Annotated in this window: 19 protein-coding genes; 10 read left to right on the forward strand and 9 right to left on the reverse strand. The window is 53.6% G+C overall.

What is annotated here, in order from left to right:
- The first annotated feature begins 41 nt into the window (after positions 1–41).
- From KOSB73_RS13280 to KOSB73_RS13305, 6 genes are all read left to right on the forward strand, one after another.
- Complete coding sequence (locus tag KOSB73_RS13280) at positions 42–779, forward strand: phosphatase (RefSeq protein WP_049085353.1); 738 nt, start codon at positions 42–44, stop codon at positions 777–779.
- Positions 780–801: 22 nt separating this feature from the next.
- Positions 802–1,356, forward strand: coding sequence for a TorD/DmsD family molecular chaperone (locus KOSB73_RS13285; RefSeq protein ID WP_004871244.1), 555 nt, complete (start codon positions 802–804; stop codon positions 1,354–1,356).
- Positions 1,357–1,459: 103 nt separating this feature from the next.
- Positions 1,460–1,942 (forward strand): DUF1097 domain-containing protein, encoded by a 483-nt coding sequence (locus KOSB73_RS13290; protein ID WP_004871242.1) that lies wholly within the window; start codon positions 1,460–1,462, stop codon positions 1,940–1,942.
- A gap of 300 nt (positions 1,943–2,242) precedes the next feature.
- On the forward strand, positions 2,243–2,548 hold the full coding sequence (locus KOSB73_RS13295) for a type 1 fimbrial protein (RefSeq protein WP_004871239.1): 306 nt from the start codon (positions 2,243–2,245) through the stop codon (positions 2,546–2,548).
- Between the two features lie 89 nt (positions 2,549–2,637).
- On the forward strand, positions 2,638–3,192 hold the full coding sequence (gene ymdB / locus KOSB73_RS13300) for an O-acetyl-ADP-ribose deacetylase (protein ID WP_098140578.1): 555 nt from the start codon (positions 2,638–2,640) through the stop codon (positions 3,190–3,192).
- Positions 3,193–3,238: 46 nt separating this feature from the next.
- The gene (locus KOSB73_RS13305) at positions 3,239–3,829 is read left to right on the forward strand and encodes a TetR/AcrR family transcriptional regulator (RefSeq protein WP_024359559.1); all 591 of its coding nucleotides are present in this window, start codon (positions 3,239–3,241) and stop codon (positions 3,827–3,829) included.
- 36 nt (positions 3,830–3,865) lie between these two features.
- Here the strand turns inward: KOSB73_RS13305 and mdoC are convergent, their stop codons facing one another.
- Positions 3,866–5,026, reverse strand: a complete 1,161-nt coding sequence (gene mdoC / locus KOSB73_RS13310; RefSeq protein ID WP_004137241.1) for a glucans biosynthesis protein MdoC — start codon at positions 5,024–5,026, stop codon at positions 3,866–3,868.
- Between the two features lie 252 nt (positions 5,027–5,278).
- On the opposite strand from mdoC, the gene mdoG reads away from it, so the two are divergent.
- The 3 genes from mdoG (at position 5,279) to KOSB73_RS13325 (ending at position 9,647) form a co-directional block, all read left to right on the forward strand.
- Positions 5,279–6,832, forward strand: coding sequence for a glucans biosynthesis protein MdoG (mdoG, locus tag KOSB73_RS13315; RefSeq protein WP_024359558.1), 1,554 nt, complete (start codon positions 5,279–5,281; stop codon positions 6,830–6,832).
- On the forward strand, positions 6,825–9,353 hold the full coding sequence (mdoH, locus tag KOSB73_RS13320) for a glucans biosynthesis glucosyltransferase MdoH (RefSeq protein WP_024359557.1): 2,529 nt from the start codon (positions 6,825–6,827) through the stop codon (positions 9,351–9,353). Before mdoG ends, mdoH begins: the two co-directional genes overlap by 8 nt.
- A gap of 66 nt (positions 9,354–9,419) precedes the next feature.
- Entirely contained in the window at positions 9,420–9,647 is a 228-nt protein-coding gene (locus tag KOSB73_RS13325; protein ID WP_004131344.1) for a YceK/YidQ family lipoprotein, read from the forward strand.
- Here the strand turns inward: KOSB73_RS13325 and KOSB73_RS13330 are convergent, their stop codons facing one another.
- The 3 genes from KOSB73_RS13330 to KOSB73_RS13345 all read right to left on the reverse strand — a co-directional run bounded on the left by KOSB73_RS13330 (position 9,648) and on the right by KOSB73_RS13345 (position 12,460).
- A complete protein-coding gene (locus KOSB73_RS13330; RefSeq protein ID WP_004137236.1) occupies positions 9,648–10,034 on the reverse strand; it encodes a MysB family protein in 387 nt (128 codons plus the stop codon).
- A gap of 79 nt (positions 10,035–10,113) precedes the next feature.
- On the reverse strand, positions 10,114–11,364 hold the full coding sequence (mdtG, locus tag KOSB73_RS13335; protein WP_098140579.1) for a multidrug efflux MFS transporter MdtG: 1,251 nt from the start codon (positions 11,362–11,364) through the stop codon (positions 10,114–10,116).
- A gap of 175 nt (positions 11,365–11,539) precedes the next feature.
- The gene (locus KOSB73_RS13345; RefSeq protein ID WP_004137234.1) at positions 11,540–12,460 is read right to left on the reverse strand and encodes a Kdo(2)-lipid IV(A) acyltransferase; all 921 of its coding nucleotides are present in this window, start codon (positions 12,458–12,460) and stop codon (positions 11,540–11,542) included.
- 209 nt (positions 12,461–12,669) lie between these two features.
- On the opposite strand from KOSB73_RS13345, the gene trhO reads away from it, so the two are divergent.
- A complete protein-coding gene (trhO, locus tag KOSB73_RS13350) occupies positions 12,670–13,734 on the forward strand; it encodes an oxygen-dependent tRNA uridine(34) hydroxylase TrhO (RefSeq protein WP_004137233.1) in 1,065 nt (354 codons plus the stop codon).
- On the opposite strand, the gene KOSB73_RS13355 is transcribed toward trhO, so the two are convergent.
- From KOSB73_RS13355 to pyrC, 5 genes are all read right to left on the reverse strand, one after another.
- Positions 13,720–13,833, reverse strand: coding sequence for a YceO family protein (locus tag KOSB73_RS13355; protein WP_004101037.1), 114 nt, complete (start codon positions 13,831–13,833; stop codon positions 13,720–13,722). The genes trhO and KOSB73_RS13355 overlap by 15 nt on opposite strands.
- A gap of 73 nt (positions 13,834–13,906) precedes the next feature.
- The gene (gene solA / locus KOSB73_RS13360) at positions 13,907–15,025 is read right to left on the reverse strand and encodes an N-methyl-L-tryptophan oxidase (RefSeq protein WP_004137232.1); all 1,119 of its coding nucleotides are present in this window, start codon (positions 15,023–15,025) and stop codon (positions 13,907–13,909) included.
- A 124-nt stretch (positions 15,026–15,149) separates the two neighbouring features.
- Positions 15,150–15,404, reverse strand: a complete 255-nt coding sequence (bssS, locus tag KOSB73_RS13365; RefSeq protein WP_004137231.1) for a biofilm formation regulator BssS — start codon at positions 15,402–15,404, stop codon at positions 15,150–15,152.
- A gap of 285 nt (positions 15,405–15,689) precedes the next feature.
- Positions 15,690–15,935, reverse strand: coding sequence for a DNA damage-inducible protein I (gene dinI / locus KOSB73_RS31020; RefSeq protein ID WP_004101040.1), 246 nt, complete (start codon positions 15,933–15,935; stop codon positions 15,690–15,692).
- Positions 15,936–16,007: 72 nt separating this feature from the next.
- A complete protein-coding gene (pyrC, locus tag KOSB73_RS13375; protein ID WP_024359556.1) occupies positions 16,008–17,054 on the reverse strand; it encodes a dihydroorotase in 1,047 nt (348 codons plus the stop codon).
- Between the last annotated feature and the right edge of the window lie 58 nt (positions 17,055–17,112).

Genomic DNA, 17,112 nt, shown 5'->3' on the forward strand with positions numbered 1-17,112 from the left:
GATTCCTGCTATTCTTGCCACAAACAGAGAAGGAGATTGTGATGTATCCTGTTGACCTGCACATGCATACCGTCGCCAGTACCCACGCTTACAGCACCCTGCACGACTATATTGCGCAAGCAAAGCGCAAGGGGATCAAACTCTTTGCTATTACCGATCACGGGCCCGATATGGCCGATGCGCCGCATTACTGGCATTTTATTAATATGCGTATCTGGCCGCGGCTGGTGGATGGCGTTGGCATTCTGCGCGGTATCGAAGCCAATATCAAAAATACCCAGGGCGAAATCGACTGTACCGGCCCGATGCTCAACTCGCTGGACCTGATTATCGCCGGTTTTCACGAGCCGGTATTCCCTCCGCAGGACAAAGCGACGCATACAGAAGCGATGATCGCCACGATAGCGAGCGGCGCGGTGCATATCATTAGTCATCCGGGTAACCCTAAATTTCCCGTTGACATCCCGGCCATTGCCGCCGCCGCGGCGAAGCACCATGTGGCGTTGGAAATCAATAACTCCTCTTTTGTCTCGTCGCGTATCGGCAGCGAAGATAACTGCCGCGCCGTTGCGGCGGCCGTACGCGATGCCGGTGGCTGGGTGGCGCTGGGCTCGGATTCCCATACGGCATTTACGCTCGGTGAATTTAGCGAATGCCGAAAAATTCTTGATGCCGTCGGTTTTCCGGAAGAGCGAATTCTTAACGTAACGCCCCGGCGTCTGCTTAATTTTCTTGAATCGCGCGGCATGCCTGCGATTCCTGAGCTGGCTGAACTTTAATGTGAATAACTGGAATAAATGAATGAACGAGTTTTCAATCCTCTGCCGCGTGCTGGGCTCTCTCTATTATCGTCAGCCGCAGGACCCGCTGCTGGTTCCGCTCTTTACCCTTATCCGCGAAGGGAAGCTGGCGGCGAGCTGGCCGCTGGAGCAGGATGAACTGTTGGAGCGCCTGCAAAAAAGCTGTGATATGCAGTCGCTGGCCGCCGAATACAACGTGCTGTTTGTCGGTGAAGAGTGCCGCGTCGCGCCTTACCGTAGCGCATGGGTTGACGGCGCTACGGAAGCTGAAGTCCGTGGTTTCCTCACCGCACATGGCGTACCTACGGGGGAGGGGGCGGCGGATCATTTCGGCTCCTTGCTGCTGGCCGCTTCCTGGCTGGAAGATCACGCGGCGGAAGAGGAAAGCGAAGTTCTGGAAACCCTGTTCGCGGAATATATCCTGCCGTGGTGCGGTGAGTTCCTGGGCAAAGTTGAAGCGCATGCCACCACGCCGTTCTGGCGCACGATGGCCCCGCTGACTCGCGAAGCGGTCTCCGCTATGTGGGATGAACTGCAGGAAGAAAATGAACAATAATTTGTGATATAAATCACATTTTAAATGCAACGCAATATTTTTAATTTCATTTAGTGTGCTCTGTGTCGCATTTGACGGGCGCGTTTCTGTTATGATATGCGCCATGAACATACTCTTCGCAATCGCATTAACGACGGGCATTCTCTCCGGTATCTGGGGATGGGTGGCGGTCGCATTGGGTCTGCTGAGCTGGGCGGGGTTCCTCGGCTGTACGGCTTACTTTGCCTGTCCGCAAGGTGGGTTAAAAGGGCTGTTCATTTCAACCTGTACGGTCATGAGCGGCGTTGTGTGGGCGCTGGTGATTATTCACGGCAGCGCGCTGGCGCCGCAGCTGGAAATTGTCAGCTATATCATGACCGGCATCGTGGCGTTTTTGATGTGCATTCAGGCGCGTCAGCTGATGCTCTCTTTTGTGCCGGGAACTTTTATTGGCGCGTGTGCGACGTTTGCCGGCAGCGGCGACTGGCGTTTGGTTGTGCCTTCACTCGCGCTGGGTCTGGTATTTGGCTACGCTATGAAAAATAGCGGTCTGTGGCTGGCGACCCGGGCTGAGAAAAATAAACCTCTTGCTAACCAAAGCAGCTGATCGTTTTTTAATGTATCCCCGTTGACATCACAAAAGGGCCCTGCGGGCTCTTTTGCCGTTTTTGGCGCCAGGTTTACCCCGTCGTTAATCTCCACCTGTATTCTATTTTTCCTTATATATCAAATGTTTTAACTGCACCGAAAGTCAGTGAATCGATTTTGTTATCAGATTCTAACGGATGATGTATTTTGTTTTTAAATTGTTAATATAATTAACTTGAAGTAAAAAAATATAACCCGATGCACTCATGGATGGCTGGTGCTTTTCAGTCGCTATACCGATATGCAGAGGAGTTTTATAATGAAAAAAATCAAATATGCGCCACTTGCCGCTCTGTTTATTTTACCCTGTTTTGTTAGCCCCGTGCTCGCGGAAAAGACCGTGGCCGGCGTCATTCATTTTTACGGGCGGGTGGTGGAAGCGCCCTGTCAGCTTAGTACTATAAATAACCAGATTATTATGGATTGCCCGAGGGCGGAAGCGATTAAAATTTCTGCTCAACAGCTTGAGAAAGGGAATATACACAACGAAAATATCCGTTCTGCGCAATTAAGATATATTAACCCGCAACGGACCCTCGCTATTCTGGATGTTGAGTATCGGTAACCCTCTGCCCCCAGACTTTCGTCCCGGGGGCTATCGTGCCATATTATCCTCATGTATTCATTTGAAGACGTATGCCGACAGGAGGAGAAATGGCTGTTCAACCTGAGGTTGTTCTCGGCGATATTACAACGCTTGCGGTCGAGGTTATCGTCAATGCGGCAAACCCGTCGCTGCTTGGCGGTGGCGGCGTGGACGGCGCGATTCACCGCGCGGCAGGACCAGAACTGCTGGCTGCCTGTAAAGTGGTGCGGCAACAGCAGGGTGAGTGTCCGCCCGGTCATGCAGTGATTACGGCGGCAGGAAATTTGCCCGCCAGCGCGGTTATTCACGCCGTTGGACCCATCTGGCACGGCGGTGACAGACAAGAGGCTGAGTTGCTGGCTGACGCCTATAAAAATAGCCTGCTGCTGGCTTCGGCAAACAATTATCGTTCTATTGCATTTCCTGCTATCAGCACCGGCGTTTATGGCTACCCTAAAGAGGCCGCCGCGGAGATAGCCATACGGACGGTAAATGCCTTCCTCACGCGCTATAACCCGCTGGAACGCGTGTGTTTCGTTTGCTTTGATGCCGAAACCGCCGGCATCTATACGCGATTACTTGAGGCAAGTCGCGCGCAACTCGGCCATCAGAATAAGATATGATAGTTTCCTGAGAACGCTGGAAATTATCATAACGGGAGAGTTATCGGTGGCTGAAGGGAAGGTTCTACAAAAACAACGGCTTCGGCGGATGGAAATCGTTGCCGCGGCGCAGAAATGTTTTGCGGAAAAGGGCCTGCACGGCGCCTCCGTAGCGGATATTGCGCGTCAGGCTGGTCTTAGCGTAGGCCAGCTATATCGCATCTTCGCCAGCAAAGAAGAGATCGTTGAAGTCATCGTCAGTGAGATCGTGAATGCCAGAGTGGGCGAAATCGTTGCCGGGAATCATGATTTAGCCCGTATGGCGTCCGTATTAGCCGGCGCGATCCCCGTGACCGGCTCTACAAAAAGCGATAATTATCTGCTGATGGAAATTAACGCCGAGGCGTCCCGAAATCCGCGCCTGCGTGAAATTATGAACCAGGCCGATCGCCGCCTGAAAGAGGAGGGCGGGCGACTAACCCGGCACTATCACCCTGAGATGTCCGCAGAGAAAATTAGCCTCGCCTGCGAATTTATCGCTATATTAACCGAAGGATCGGCCTATCGTTGCGACTTTGCGACGACTCCGACGGTAGATAAAGCGGCGATGGAAAACCTGTACCGCGATGTTTTTCAGCTGCTGTTTACACAAAAATAGCGCTGCTATGTGCGTTCCACACAGCAGCTTGCTGTTTTAACTGGCGGATATTTGCGGCTTAGCCGTCTTTTGCTGGAATTTTCCGGAGAAAAGAAAGCGCAACAGCGGTATCCGCAGATGGATTTCATACAGCACCAGAGCAATCCCGACCACAAAAACCAGCCCGGTTATAAACCCAAGGGTATTCGATTTAATGACCGGTGCTATCCACGCTCCGTAGAGCAGGGTCAGCGGGTGGTGCACCAGGTAGATAAATAGCGATGCGTTGACGAAGTAGGTCACCCGCGCTGACTGGAAATTCAACAAACGGTGGCCAAGCGAAAAGACCACGTTGACCATCCATAGCCCCAACACCATGGTAATCACATACTCCGTCTCATACATCCAGCCGTCGCCAGAGCCGTACTGCTGATTCAACCGGTAGGCGATAAATCCGAGTAAAGCCGCCGCAAAGCACCATGGCGATGGGGTCGTAAACATCGTTTTCAGCCGCGCGTTAATAAACGTCTGGGCACCGAGGATAAAGAAAGGCAGATAGAACAGCGTCTGCATCACGATAAAGTTGAACAGGCCATTGCTCAGAATGGGTGGGTAGAGGATAAAAATGGTGCGGCGAATAACCGCATACAGCACGCCCAGCGCGAGAAAAATCATCGACAGCTGGCCTAATGTGACGGTGTCACCAAAGGTTGGCGCAGCGGCAGAACGCGGGCGCGTCAGCCATTTAAACATTACTACGCCCAGCGACGTCAGAACCACCAGCACTAATAAAAACCACAGATGGGAAATCAGCTCCCAGGCGAGGGTGTTGAATTTGTCATAGCCGGAAAGGGTGTGCCAGTTATCCGCCTTACCGTTGACGTACTGCAGCATAATAAACTGCGGTAGGGTCAGGAGGGGGATCGCGGTTAACATGGGAATACCGACACGCTCAACGCGGACTTTCCACCACTTCTTCAGCGGATAGCGCAGAAAAAGCATGTAGGAAAAATAGCCGGAAATCACAAAGAAGACCTGCATGCGAAAGGCATGGATGAAGTCGTTAAACAACGTCAGCCACCAGGAGGGCTCGGCGCTGTTCACATGCCAGCTATGGCTGGAGTAAATGAGCGAAATGTGAAAAGGGATACCCAATAGCATCAGCCAGGCGCGGATGCTATCGAAAAAATATTCACGCTGTACCGGAGTATTATTCATACAATATCACTACATTCTCAGACAATTCGTCTTATCACTCAACGTGATAACGTTTAAATTCTCTGCAACCCTACATGAACTCTGGTTAACTGTCTCCAGGATAAGCACGCAAAGTGCAATCGGGCCAGTGAACTGTGTATTCCCTGTGCCGCAATGCCGAACAATGCAGGGATTATGTTGTCGGAATGCCTGAGTTTCCATTAAAATAGATCGGATCGATTTAAGCACACAAAGGGGGAAGTGCTTACTTATATGAAACATAAACCACAGATGATGAAAATGCGTTGGTTAAGCGCAGCCGTAATGTTGTCCCTGTGTACTTCATCTGCATGGGCATTCAGCATTGATGACGTCGCAAAAGAGGCACAAACGTTAGCCGGCAAAGGCTTTGAAGCGCCTAAAAGTAACCTGCCCTCTGCCTTCCGCGACATGAAGTATGCGGACTATCAGCAAATTCAGTTTAATCACGACAAAGCTTATTGGAATAATCTGAAAAGCCCGTTCAAGCTCGAGTTTTATCACCAGGGGATGTATTTCGATACGCCGGTCACCATTAATGAAGTGACGGCAACCAGCGTACGTAAAATTAAATACAACCCGGACTATTTTAATTTTGGCAACGTGCAGCACGATAAAGACACGGTTAAAGACCTCGGCTTTGCGGGCTTCAAGGTCCTGTATCCGATCAATAGCAAAGATAAGAACGATGAGATTGTCAGCATGCTCGGAGCCAGCTACTTCCGCGTGCTCGGCCAGGGTCAGGTATACGGGCTTTCTGCCCGTGGGCTGGCGATTGATACCGCACTGCCGTCCGGAGAAGAGTTCCCGCGTTTTCGTGAATTCTGGATTGAGCGTCCTAAAGCTACCGATAAACGTCTGACGATTTATGCGCTGCTTGATTCCCCGCGCGCAACCGGCGCCTATCGTTTTGTGATCATGCCCGGCCGCGATACCGTGGTGGACGTGCAGTCTAAGGTCTATCTGCGTGACAAAGTCGGTAAGCTGGGCGTGGCTCCGTTGACCAGTATGTTCCTGTTTGGGCCGCATCAGCCGTCTCCGACCACCAACTATCGTCCAGCGCTGCACGATTCCAACGGGCTTTCGATCCTTGCCGGTAACGGCGAGTGGATCTGGCGTCCGCTGAATAACCCGAAACACCTCGCCGTCAGCAGCTACGCAATGGAAAACCCGCAGGGGTTTGGCCTGCTGCAGCGCGGCCGCCAGTTCTCGCGTTTTGAAGATCTCGACGACCGCTACGATCTGCGCCCAAGCGCGTGGATTACGCCGAAAGGGGATTGGGGTAAAGGGAAAATCGAACTGGTTGAAATCCCGACCAACGATGAAACCAACGATAACATCGTGACCTACTGGACGCCGGATCAGCTGCCGGAACCCGGCAAAGAGATGAACTTCAAATACACCATCACTTTCAGCCGTGACGAAGACAAGCTGCATGCGCCGGATAACGCCTACGTGATGCAGACCCGCCGCTCTACCGGCGATGTCAAACAATCGAACCTGATTCGCCAGCCTGATGGCACCATTGCCTTTATTGTTGATTTCACCGGCGCTGAGATGAAAAAGCTGCCCGCAGATACTCCGGTAACCGCGCAGGCAAGCATCGGTGATAACGCTGAAATCGTCGAAAATACCGTGCGCTACAACCCGGTAACTAAGGGCTGGCGTATGATCCTGCGCGTCAAAGTGAAAGATCCTAAGAAAACCACGGATATGCGCGCTGCGCTGGTCAACACCGACCAGACGCTGAGCGAAACCTGGAGCTATCAGCTGCCTGCCAATGAATAAGATAACGAAGTACATCGACGCATTGCCGCTGTCGGATGCAGAAAAAAGCGCGTTACCTGACGCAAGCCTGCAGGCCGTACATGAAGCACTGGACGCTGAACATCACGTTTTTAAACGCGAAGACGACGCCCCGCTGGGGTCGGTGAAATCGCGGCTGGAGCATAGCTGGCCTGATTCACTGGCCGGTAACCAACTGGTTAAGGATGACGAAGGGCGCACTCAGCTGAACGCCATGCCGAAAGCAAAACGCTCCTCTATGTTTCCTGACCCCTGGCGTACCAACCCTGTCGGTCGTTTCTGGGATCGGCTGCGCGGACGCGATGTGACTCCGCGCTATCTTTCTCGCCTGAGCAAAGAAGAGCAGGAGAGTGAGCAAAAATGGCGTACCGTCGGCTCTATCCGCCGCTATATTCTGCTGCTGCTGACGCTGGCGCAGACCGTTGTGGCGACCTGGTACATGAAAACCATTTTGCCCTACCAGGGCTGGGCGCTGATTAACCCTGCCGATATGGTGGGGCAGAATCTATGGGTATCCTTTATGCAACTGCTGCCGTATGTGCTGCAGTCGGGGATCCTGATTCTGTTCGCCGTACTTTTTTGCTGGGTTTCCGCGGGATTCTGGACCGCGCTGATGGGCTTCCTGCAGCTGCTGATCGGGCGCGACAAGTACAGTATTTCAGCCTCGACCGTCGGTGATGAGCCGTTGAATCCGGAGCATCGCACGGCGCTGATTATGCCGATCTGCAACGAAGACGTTGACCGCGTATTCGCGGGTCTGCGTGCGACCTGGGAATCGGTAAAGGCCAGCGGCAACGCCGAGCACTTTGATGTCTATATCCTGAGCGATAGCTACAACCCGGACATCTGCGTGGCGGAGCAAAAAGCGTGGATGGAGCTGATTGCCGAAGTTCAGGGCGAAGGGCAGATCTTCTATCGCCGGCGCCGCCGCCGCGTGAAGCGCAAAAGCGGCAACATTGATGACTTCTGCCGTCGTTGGGGTAGCCAGTATAGCTATATGGTGGTGCTGGATGCCGACTCCGTGATGAGCGGTGAGTGCCTGAGCGGCCTGGTGCGCCTGATGGAAGCGAACCCGAATGCCGGCATCATCCAGTCATCGCCGCGCGCATCGGGCATGGATACGCTTTATGCGCGCTGTCAGCAGTTTGCCACCCGCGTCTATGGTCCGCTGTTTACCGCCGGTCTGCATTTCTGGCAGCTGGGCGAGTCGCACTACTGGGGACACAACGCCATTATCCGGGTCAAACCGTTTATTGAGCACTGTGCTCTCGCGCCGCTGCCGGGTGAGGGTAACTTCGCAGGTTCCATCCTGTCGCATGACTTCGTGGAAGCGGCATTGATGCGCCGCGCCGGATGGGGGGTGTGGATTGCTTACGATCTCCCTGGTTCTTATGAAGAGCTGCCGCCGAACCTGCTTGACGAGCTGAAGCGCGATCGTCGCTGGTGTCAGGGGAACCTGATGAACTTCCGCCTGTTCCTGGTCAAAGGGATGCACCCAGTTCACCGCGCGGTATTCCTGACCGGCGTGATGTCATACCTGTCGGCGCCGCTGTGGTTCATGTTCCTGGCGCTCTCAACTGCCCTGCAGGTGGTGCATGCGTTGACCGAGCCGCAGTACTTTTTGCAGCCGCGTCAGCTGTTCCCGGTCTGGCCGCAGTGGCGCCCGGAGCTGGCTATCGCCCTGTTCGCTTCAACCATGGTGCTGCTGTTCCTGCCGAAGCTGCTGAGTATTATTCTGGTGTGGTGTAAAGGGCCAAAAGAGTACGGCGGCTTTATCCGTGTGACCCTTTCTCTGCTGCTGGAGGTGCTCTTTTCGGTGCTGCTGGCGCCGGTACGCATGCTGTTCCACACCGTATTTGTGGTCAGCGCGTTCCTCGGCTGGGAAGTGGTGTGGAACTCGCCGCAGCGTGATGACGACTCTACGCCGTGGGGCGAAGCGTTCATGCGTCACGGCTCGCAGATGCTGTTGGGGCTGGTTTGGGCGGTGGGCATGGCGTGGCTGGATCTGCGTTTCCTGTTCTGGCTGGCGCCGATCGTGGTCTCGCTGATTCTGTCTCCGTTCGTGTCGGCCATTTCCAGCCGCGCGACCATTGGCCTGCGCACCAAGCGCTGGAAGCTGTTCCTGATCCCGGAAGAGTATTCGCCGCCGCAGGTGCTTAAAGATACTGATGCTTACCTGACGCTCAACCGTCAGCGTTCTCTGGAAGACGGTTTTATGCATGCGGTATTTAATCCGTCGTTTAACGCGCTGGCAACGGCGATGGCTACCGCGCGTCACCGCCATGGGCATATTCTGGATATCGCACGCGAGCGCCACGTTGAACAGGCGCTGAACGAGACGCCGGATAAGCTCAACCGCGACCGTCGTCTGGTATTGCTGAGCGACCCGGTCACCATGTCACGGTTGCACTATCGCGTGTGGGCCGCGCCGGAGAAATACTCTTCGTGGGTAGGCGCCTATCAGCAGTTGACGCTGAATCCGCTGGCGTTAAAAACGAAGTAAGCCGTAGGTAAAGGAAAATACCGGCAATGGCGCCGGTATTTTTTTATCTGAGAATCGAGGTTGTTGATGAGAGTTTTACTGGTTATCGCAATGACGCTGCTTATCAGCGGCTGCGGTAGTATTATCAGTCGCACGGTGCCTGGGCAGGGGCATGGAAACCAGTACTATCCCGGCGTTCAGTGGGATGTCCGCGATTCCTCATGGCGCTATATCACCATTCTCGATCTACCCTTTTCACTGGTGTTTGATACGCTACTGCTGCCGCTTGACGCCAGTCATGGCCCTTATAACTAATTAGCGTTCATCCCATTCATCGGCTGCGGCCTGGCCCTCTTCGGTATCAAGAGAGGGTTCAAGCTGAAATTCGCCTTCATCCCATTCGTGCAGCGTATTTTCTTCCAGCCACTCCTGGCGAAGCTCAATCTCATCATAATCGCCATCAAAGACGCTTTGCGCTGCCTGACCGCTGAGGACAGGCAGGCATTCGCCCTGTTCATCCTCGTCGGCAAAAAATTCTGCCTGCCAGGCAATATCGCCGTCCTGGAGTACATACTTCTGAATATTTAATTGCTCGATGCTGGCGCTCTCTTCGTCGCTATCGGGATTATTAGCCAGAAACTCCTCGCGGGCGGCATCGATTGCTTCTTCAAGCGTGGCATAGAACATCGAATCCTTTGGCATGGCTAACCTCCTAAGATGAATAGAAATGAACACGATTCAATCTATAGAAGGCGGTTGGCGATGCGTCAAGGATGGGGCATTAATTTACCGAATGCGTGCCGGAACCCGCATTGTCGGTTGCTTGAGGGCGGCGAGAACGGCCAAGGGTCAAGGTCGAGTAGACCGCGTTGAACAGGACCACACCGGCGGTGACTAGAAAGACCGCCCGGAAGCCGTAATTGGCGGAAACCGACGCGCCGATAAGCGGTCCCGTAACGTTGCCGATATCGCGGAACGACTGGTTATAGCTGAAGATTCTGCCCGAGATTTGGCTGGTGGAGTTATACACCAACAGGGTTTGTACGGCGGGCAGCAGCGCGCCGTCGGCGGCGCCTAACAGGAAGCGCAGGATCCCCAGCTGCAGCGGCGTCTGGACGAACGACATCGGTATCAGAAGCAAGACGGAAATCACCAGCGCGACGATGAGGATTTTTTCCGGGCCGATGCGGTCGCCGAGTTTCCCGAGACGAGGCGCGCTAAGCAGAGCGGCAATACCAGGGACTGAAGCGATCATGCCGCTGATGAACGCAATATCACTCACGTTGCCTGCCAGATCGCGCACGTATAGCGTCAGAATTGGAGCAATCGAGCCGGTCGCAACCTGGATAATCAATGAAGTGACAAACAGGCTCAGCACCAGCTTCGGATTTTTAAGCGACGAGAAAACGTCTTTCGCGCTGAGCATCTCTTTTTTACTGACCGCGACAAAATTCTCGCGGATGAGAAAAAGGGTAAATAAGAAACAAATAAACAGGACGCTTGCGGTCATAAAGAAGACGGTACGCAATCCCCAGTGATCGGCCAGGAAGCCGCCGGCCAGCGGCCCCAGCAGCGCGCCGCTGACGGCCCCCGTAGACAGCGTCCCCAGCGCCCAGCCTCTCTTATGGCGGGGGATTTGCGTCGCTATCAGGGCATTGGCGTTGGGAATAAATCCGCCGAGTAGGCCTAACAGCGCGCGCAGGATCAGAAATTGCCAGATATTCTGCGCCAGGCCCATTAGCAGCATGACGATTGCCATACCAAGGGCCGAGCGCAATAGCATAATTTTACGCCCTTTACGATCGGCAAGGCCGCCCCAGAAGGGGGAGGCGACGGCTGAAAATAAAAAAGTGACGCTGAAAACCAGACCTGACCACATATTGAGGGCGCTATGGCCGGTTACGCCGAGTTGTTCGACGTAAAGCGGGAGAAACGGCATCACCAGGCTAAAGGCGGCGCCGGTTAAAAAACAGCCGAGCCAGGTGACGGTAAGATTGCGTTTCCAGTTAATGGGGGTATCAGCAGACGGCATAGGATTCCACTGGCCTGCAGCGCAGGTCAAATAATTGAAAATATGAGCACACTAATTATGCGCCTGAGAAATGATTGCCGCAATGCAGGGGAGCTTTTAAAGCTAAAGGAAGGGAATTGACCCCGCATCCGTATTCGAATGCGGGATCGCCGCGCGACTGAGCGCGGAGAGAGCGCTAGTAACGAGAAGGAATGCCTTCAGGACGCGTTTTAAAGCGGCGATGCATCCACATATACTGTTCCGGCGCCATTAATATGCACTTCTCGACCACTTTATTCATCCAGACGGCGGTCGTCTCCGCATCGTCCAGCGGCGGATCGCACTCCGGCGGCAGGATAATCAGCTCATAGCCTTTTCCGTCGGGTTTACGGCGGGGCACGAACGGCACAACGCAGGCTTTAGACATCTTTGCCAGCATCCAGGTGCCCGAAGTTGTCGCGGCCTGGTCAACGGCGAAAAACGGTACAAATACGCTGGCGGAGGGGCCATAGTCATGGTCCGGCGCGTACCAGATCACTTCGCCCTTTTTCAGCGCGCGGATCATGCCTTTGAGATCCTTACGATCGATCATGTCTTTGTTGGAGCGCAGGCGTCCCCAGGTCTGCAGCCAGTCGATAACCGGGTTATCGTTTGGGCGATAGACGCCAATGCCCGGTTCATTGATACCGAACATGCGCGCGCCCATCTCCAGCGTCAGGAAATGAATGCCAATCAGTAAAATACCGCGCTTTTGCGCCTGTACGTCCCGGATATGCTCGACGCCAATAGAGTCAGTCCAGCGTGCAATACGCTTTGTTGGCCAGAACCAGGCCATACCGGTTTCCAACAACCCCATGCCGACGGATTCAAAGTTTGCCACCACCATCCGGTGACGCTCTTGCTCGCTCTTATCAGGAAAACAGAGTTCCAGATTACGATAAGCTATTTTTGCCCGCCGCTTCATCAGCCGTCTTGCAAGGTGGCCAAGACCGGTTCCGAGCCGGTAAATCACCGGATAAGGAAGCTGTACAACTAACCAGAGCAGACCGATTCCGAACCAAAGCAACCAATAACGCGGGTGCAGCAACGCTGCGGAAAATTTAGGTAAATGGGTCATCTCATACCTGTTCAATTAAGCAACGTGTTCTATTATCGCATTTTTTTATGCTTCAGCCAAAATACCGGCTGTCGATGGCATTTAATGTTAATGCGAGCAAATTTGGGTGAGAAAAATGTAGCGTAAAATGTGGGGATGTAAATTAAGCCTGTTTGCTATATGATGCCCGCCGTTTATTTTACTCATTGACTATGCCGAGCAGGTACACCATGCCAGTGTTACATAACCGCATTTCAAATGAGACGTTAAAGGCGCAAATGTTGGCTGAGACCGAGCCGCGCACGACGATCTCGTTTTACAAATATTTCACTATTATCGACCCAAAAGCCACGCGCGATGCGCTGTGGATTGCGTTGACTAAGCTGAACGTCTTTGGCCGAATTTATCTGGCTCACGAAGGAATTAACGCGCAAATTAGCGTCCCGCAAAGCCGGGTCGATGCGCTACGCGAATTCTTATACGGTTTTGACCCCGCTCTGAATGGGTTGCGCCTGAATATCGCCCTGGATGATGACGGGAAATCCTTCTGGGTTCTGCGTCTCAAGGTGCGCGATCGTATCGTCGCGGATGGGATTGACGATCCGACGTTCGATGCGTCAGACGTGGGGGATTATCTGAAGGCCGCTGAAGTTAACGCGATGCTGGACGACCCGGACGCGGTCTTTATTGATATGCGCAACCATTACGAGTATGAGGTCGGCCATTTCGAGAACGCGCTGGAGATCCCGGCAGATACTTTTCGCGATCAGTTGCCGAAAGCCGTTGAGATGATGCAGGAACATAAAGATAAAAATATCGTCATGTACTGCACCGGCGGTATCCGCTGTGAAAAAGCCAGCGCCTGGATGAAGCATAATGGTTTCACTAAAGTCTCGCATATTGAGGGTGGGATTATCGAGTACGCGCGGCGCGCGCGCGAACAGGGACTGCCGGTTCGCTTTGTCGGAAAGAACTTTGTTTTCGATGAGCGTATGGGAGAGCGTATCTCTGATGATGTTATCGCCCATTGCCATCAGTGCGGCGCACCCTGTGACAGCCATACCAATTGCCTGAACGATGGTTGCCACCTGCTGTTTATTCAGTGCCCTTCCTGCGCGGAGAAATTCGCCGGCTGCTGTAGTGAAGCCTGCATGGAAGAGCATAAGCTGCCGGAAGAGGAGCAGAGAAAACTGCGCGCAGGACGCGAAAATGGCAATAAGATTTTCAATAAATCTCGCGGTCGTCTGAATACGAAGCTGGGGATCCCGGATCCTGAACCTTCAGAAAAACCATAACCAGATAAGATCGATGAACGCCAGCAGAAGCCACAGCGCCAGATAAATCATAAAATGTTCGCGGACGTTGTTGACCAGTAATTCGAACAGGCGACGCATAATCTCTCTCAATCAATAACGGCCTCAAGCGAGGCCGTTTTTTTAGCTCGGCTGTAAACCGTACGGCGGGCTATTATGGTTTAAACCGCGCCAGCGAAAAAGGCGACAGATCAAACTCAAACGGCTTTGCAAGCGCGAATCGTGTGGCCAGTTCGCCTAATACCGGAGCAAACTTAAAGCCGTGCCCACTCAGGCCGGTAATCAACAGCGTATCAGGGTGGCCGGGTAGCGTATCAATGATAAAGTCCTCGTCCGCGGTGTTGTCATAGGTGCAGGAAGCGCCATGCAGACAGCCGCCAATACCGGGCAACACGTTACGCAGGAAGCTGAAAGACTCGGCGCCGTCCGTTGCCACCGCACCGAACGGTTTGCGCTCCTCCGGGGTGGAAATGAGCTGCCCGCCGTTGTGCTTACCGATTTTCAATTCATTATCTTCTGCGGGAAAACCGTAAAACTGATCGCCATTCGGTAACTCGCCGGTAAACGCCGGGAAGTTATTTTTGCTGCTGTAGCGACCATCAGCCTGAAACCAGGCAAAAATCTTCCGTATCGGCTGGACCGGAAGTTCTGGCAACAGGCGTGTGACCCAGGTTCCGGCGCTGATCAGGAGTTTTTTACCGCTGTACTCGCCATCCAGGGTCTCGACGGTGACGCCGTCCGGCTGGTGGTGAATGGCTGACACCGGACAGTTGAACAGCTGGGCGGCGCCCGCTTCGCGCGCCAGACGGATCCAGGTTTCAACGGCCAGCTCGCTGCGCAGTATGCCGGATGCGGGTTCAAATATCGCCCGATAATCATCAGGTACACGAATTTCCGGCCAGCGAGTCATTACCGTCTGCGCGTCCATCTCTTCAATATTCAGCCGGAACTCGCGCGCGCTGCTGGCAACATTGCGCAGAAAGTCGGAATCGGCAGGCCCTAGGTTAATTACCCCGGTACGTTCAAAGACGGCTTCACCGCTGGCGGCGGCAAACTCATCCCACAGCTGTTGCGCGCGCAGTACCAGGGGAACATATCTTTCGCCTTCGCCGTAGGCGTGACGAATCAGGCGAGTGCTGCCGTGATGGCTGCCTTCCTGATGCGGCGGCTGATGAGCATCAATCATCAGCACGTTAAGCCCTGCCTGCCGCGCATAATAGCCTGCGGCAGCGCCGACCGAGCCGCTACCGATAATGATAAGATCGTATTGCATGGTGGGTTCCAGGTTATTGCTTTGTTAGCAGGGTAAATAACAACCTGCTGTTATACAAGCCCGAAAATAATTCAGGCACCCGGAGGTGCCTGTTAGGTGAATATTCAGACATTAGCGCTAAATATTAATGCCTTCGATACTCATTTGCCTGGTATTCGCCAGATTCAATCTTCGCAATACCTGCTTCCAGAATAGAAATAAACTGACGTGCGACGTCCGTCGTTAGCCATAGCGTCTGGCCAATTTCTGCGTCTTTACTGCTTTCTTGAGCGGGGTTTTGGTAGTGCAGGCGCAACATCAGCGCATCGTAACTATCAACGGTGCTGATGTCCCATCCGACGAGGGGATGGGTCTGGATGACTTCATTATTCTTTTCCATCATAACCCCTTATTCATATGTTAAAAGACAACAGTTCTCGAGGTTTAATGCATGTTTTTTGAAGCAAGTTAATTATATCAGTAGTCAAGAATAAACTCGAGAAATTAAATGAAATAGAGATACATACGCGCGCGTTTGCTGGTTTTTTAGGCAGGAGAGAGTGGGTTATTTGTTATTTATGAAGGTGCTAAGTAAAAGCAATAGGGGACAGTCTGAGTGTGAAAAAAATAAAAAAGCCGGGGCGACCCGGCAAAAAAAGCACAATGAGGGAGCAAATTTAATTGACTAGTCGCGGACAAACCAGTCGTCAGCGCTTTCCCAGGTTTCTTGCAGGATTTCGCTAATCCGGTCTTTGTCTTCTTTCAGGCCGCCGATAACCGACAGATTGTTATTAGCCGCGTATCGAACCGTTACCTGGCTTGATGTAGAGGGAAACTGCTGTTCAATACGACGAGAGAGTTCATTGTTCAGCGCATCTAAGGCGCCGTTGGGTAAGGCTGTTGATTTGGCGATAGAGACTTCAATACGCATAATTGCCCCCTGGATAATGTACTGTTTATTTATACAGTCTTTGGCGATCGTTTTCAACAGGGGGCGTGCGATTTATTTTTTCATCGTCCAGCGCACGGTTTCCCCGGCAAGGAACGGCACCAGCGCGTCGCCGGGCAGGGCGATACTCTCGACCACCTGGCTCTCTTCGCGCACCAGCTCAACGTAGCCCTCATTGACCGGCAGGCCATAGAAGCGCGGGCCGTTCAGCGAGCAGAAGGCTTCAAAGTGCTGTAGGGCATTCATCTCCTCAAACACCGTTGCGTAGCTGCCCAGCGCGGTCGGCGCGTTAAAACACCCTGCGCATCCGCAGCTGGCTTCCTTACGATGGCGGGCATGGGGAGCGGAATCCGTGCCGAGGAAAGCGCGCTCAAAACCGCTGGCCACCAGTTCGCGCAGCGCCTGCTGGTGAATATTGCGTTTCAGAATCGGCAGACAGTAAAGGTGGGGGCGCACGCCGCCAACCAGCATATGATTGCGGTTGAACATCAGGTGCTGCGGGGTGATGGTGGCCGCCAGCAGATCGTTACCGTCGCGCACGTATTCAGCGGCATCTTTAGTCGTGATGTGTTCGAAGACCACCTTCAGGCCAGGCAGGCGCTGGCGCAGCGGCTCCATGACCGTTTCGATAAATCGCGCTTCCCGGTCAAAAATATCGATATCAGGATGGGTGACTTCACCGTGAACCAGCAGGGGCATACCCAGCTTTTCCATGCGCGCAAGCACCGGCATGATGGCATCCGTGCTGGTGACGCCGTGGCTCGAGTTGGTTGTGGCATTGGCCGGGTAGAGTTTGGCGGCGGTGAATACGCCTTCGTTAAATCCGCGCTCCAGCTCCGCCGGGTCGAGCGTATCCGTCAGATAGCAGGTCATCAGCGGCGTAAAATCATGGCCCGCAGGGATTGCGTCAACGATACGCTGGCGATAGGCGAGGGCGGCGTCGACGGTGGTGACAGGGGGGACCAGGTTTGGCATCACGATCGCCCGGCCATAAAATTCACTGGTATAAGGCACGACGGTTTTTAACATATCATCATCGCGTAGATGGATATGCCAGTCGTCAGGGCGGCGGATTTTCAATACCTGGGATTGTGCAGTCATGGAAGGCTCCGGCTAATAGGTTCAGTCATCAGGGCTGTTTTTGCCGGGCACTAAGGAT

The sequence above is a fragment of the Klebsiella grimontii genome, from assembly GCF_900200035.1.
Classification (GTDB): Bacteria; Pseudomonadota; Gammaproteobacteria; order Enterobacterales; family Enterobacteriaceae; genus Klebsiella; species Klebsiella grimontii.

What these genes read in the sequence shown, in the direction of transcription:
- KOSB73_RS13280 (WP_049085353.1), top strand. Translation starts at nt 42, where the DNA reads ATGTATCCTGTTGACCTGCACATGCATACCGTCGCCAGTACCCACGCT.
- KOSB73_RS13285 (WP_004871244.1), top strand. Translation starts at nt 802, where the DNA reads ATGAACGAGTTTTCAATCCTCTGCCGCGTGCTGGGCTCTCTCTATTAT.
- KOSB73_RS13290 (WP_004871242.1), top strand. Translation starts at nt 1,460, where the DNA reads ATGAACATACTCTTCGCAATCGCATTAACGACGGGCATTCTCTCCGGT.
- KOSB73_RS13295 (WP_004871239.1), top strand. Translation starts at nt 2,243, where the DNA reads ATGAAAAAAATCAAATATGCGCCACTTGCCGCTCTGTTTATTTTACCC.
- ymdB (WP_098140578.1), top strand. Translation starts at nt 2,638, where the DNA reads ATGGCTGTTCAACCTGAGGTTGTTCTCGGCGATATTACAACGCTTGCG.
- mdoC (WP_004137241.1), bottom strand. Translation starts at nt 5,026, where the DNA reads ATGAATAATACTCCGGTACAGCGTGAATATTTTTTCGATAGCATCCGC.
- mdoG (WP_024359558.1), top strand. Translation starts at nt 5,279, where the DNA reads ATGAAACATAAACCACAGATGATGAAAATGCGTTGGTTAAGCGCAGCC.
- mdoH (WP_024359557.1), top strand. Translation starts at nt 6,825, where the DNA reads ATGAATAAGATAACGAAGTACATCGACGCATTGCCGCTGTCGGATGCA.
- KOSB73_RS13325 (WP_004131344.1), top strand. Translation starts at nt 9,420, where the DNA reads ATGAGAGTTTTACTGGTTATCGCAATGACGCTGCTTATCAGCGGCTGC.
- KOSB73_RS13330 (WP_004137236.1), bottom strand. Translation starts at nt 10,034, where the DNA reads ATGCCAAAGGATTCGATGTTCTATGCCACGCTTGAAGAAGCAATCGAT.
- mdtG (WP_098140579.1), bottom strand. Translation starts at nt 11,364, where the DNA reads ATGCCGTCTGCTGATACCCCCATTAACTGGAAACGCAATCTTACCGTC.
- KOSB73_RS13345 (WP_004137234.1), bottom strand. Translation starts at nt 12,460, where the DNA reads ATGACCCATTTACCTAAATTTTCCGCAGCGTTGCTGCACCCGCGTTAT.
- trhO (WP_004137233.1), top strand. Translation starts at nt 12,670, where the DNA reads ATGCCAGTGTTACATAACCGCATTTCAAATGAGACGTTAAAGGCGCAA.
- KOSB73_RS13355 (WP_004101037.1), bottom strand. Translation starts at nt 13,833, where the DNA reads ATGCGTCGCCTGTTCGAATTACTGGTCAACAACGTCCGCGAACATTTT.
- solA (WP_004137232.1), bottom strand. Translation starts at nt 15,025, where the DNA reads ATGCAATACGATCTTATCATTATCGGTAGCGGCTCGGTCGGCGCTGCC.
- bssS (WP_004137231.1), bottom strand. Translation starts at nt 15,404, where the DNA reads ATGGAAAAGAATAATGAAGTCATCCAGACCCATCCCCTCGTCGGATGG.
- dinI (WP_004101040.1), bottom strand. Translation starts at nt 15,935, where the DNA reads ATGCGTATTGAAGTCTCTATCGCCAAATCAACAGCCTTACCCAACGGC.
- pyrC (WP_024359556.1), bottom strand. Translation starts at nt 17,054, where the DNA reads ATGACTGCACAATCCCAGGTATTGAAAATCCGCCGCCCTGACGACTGG.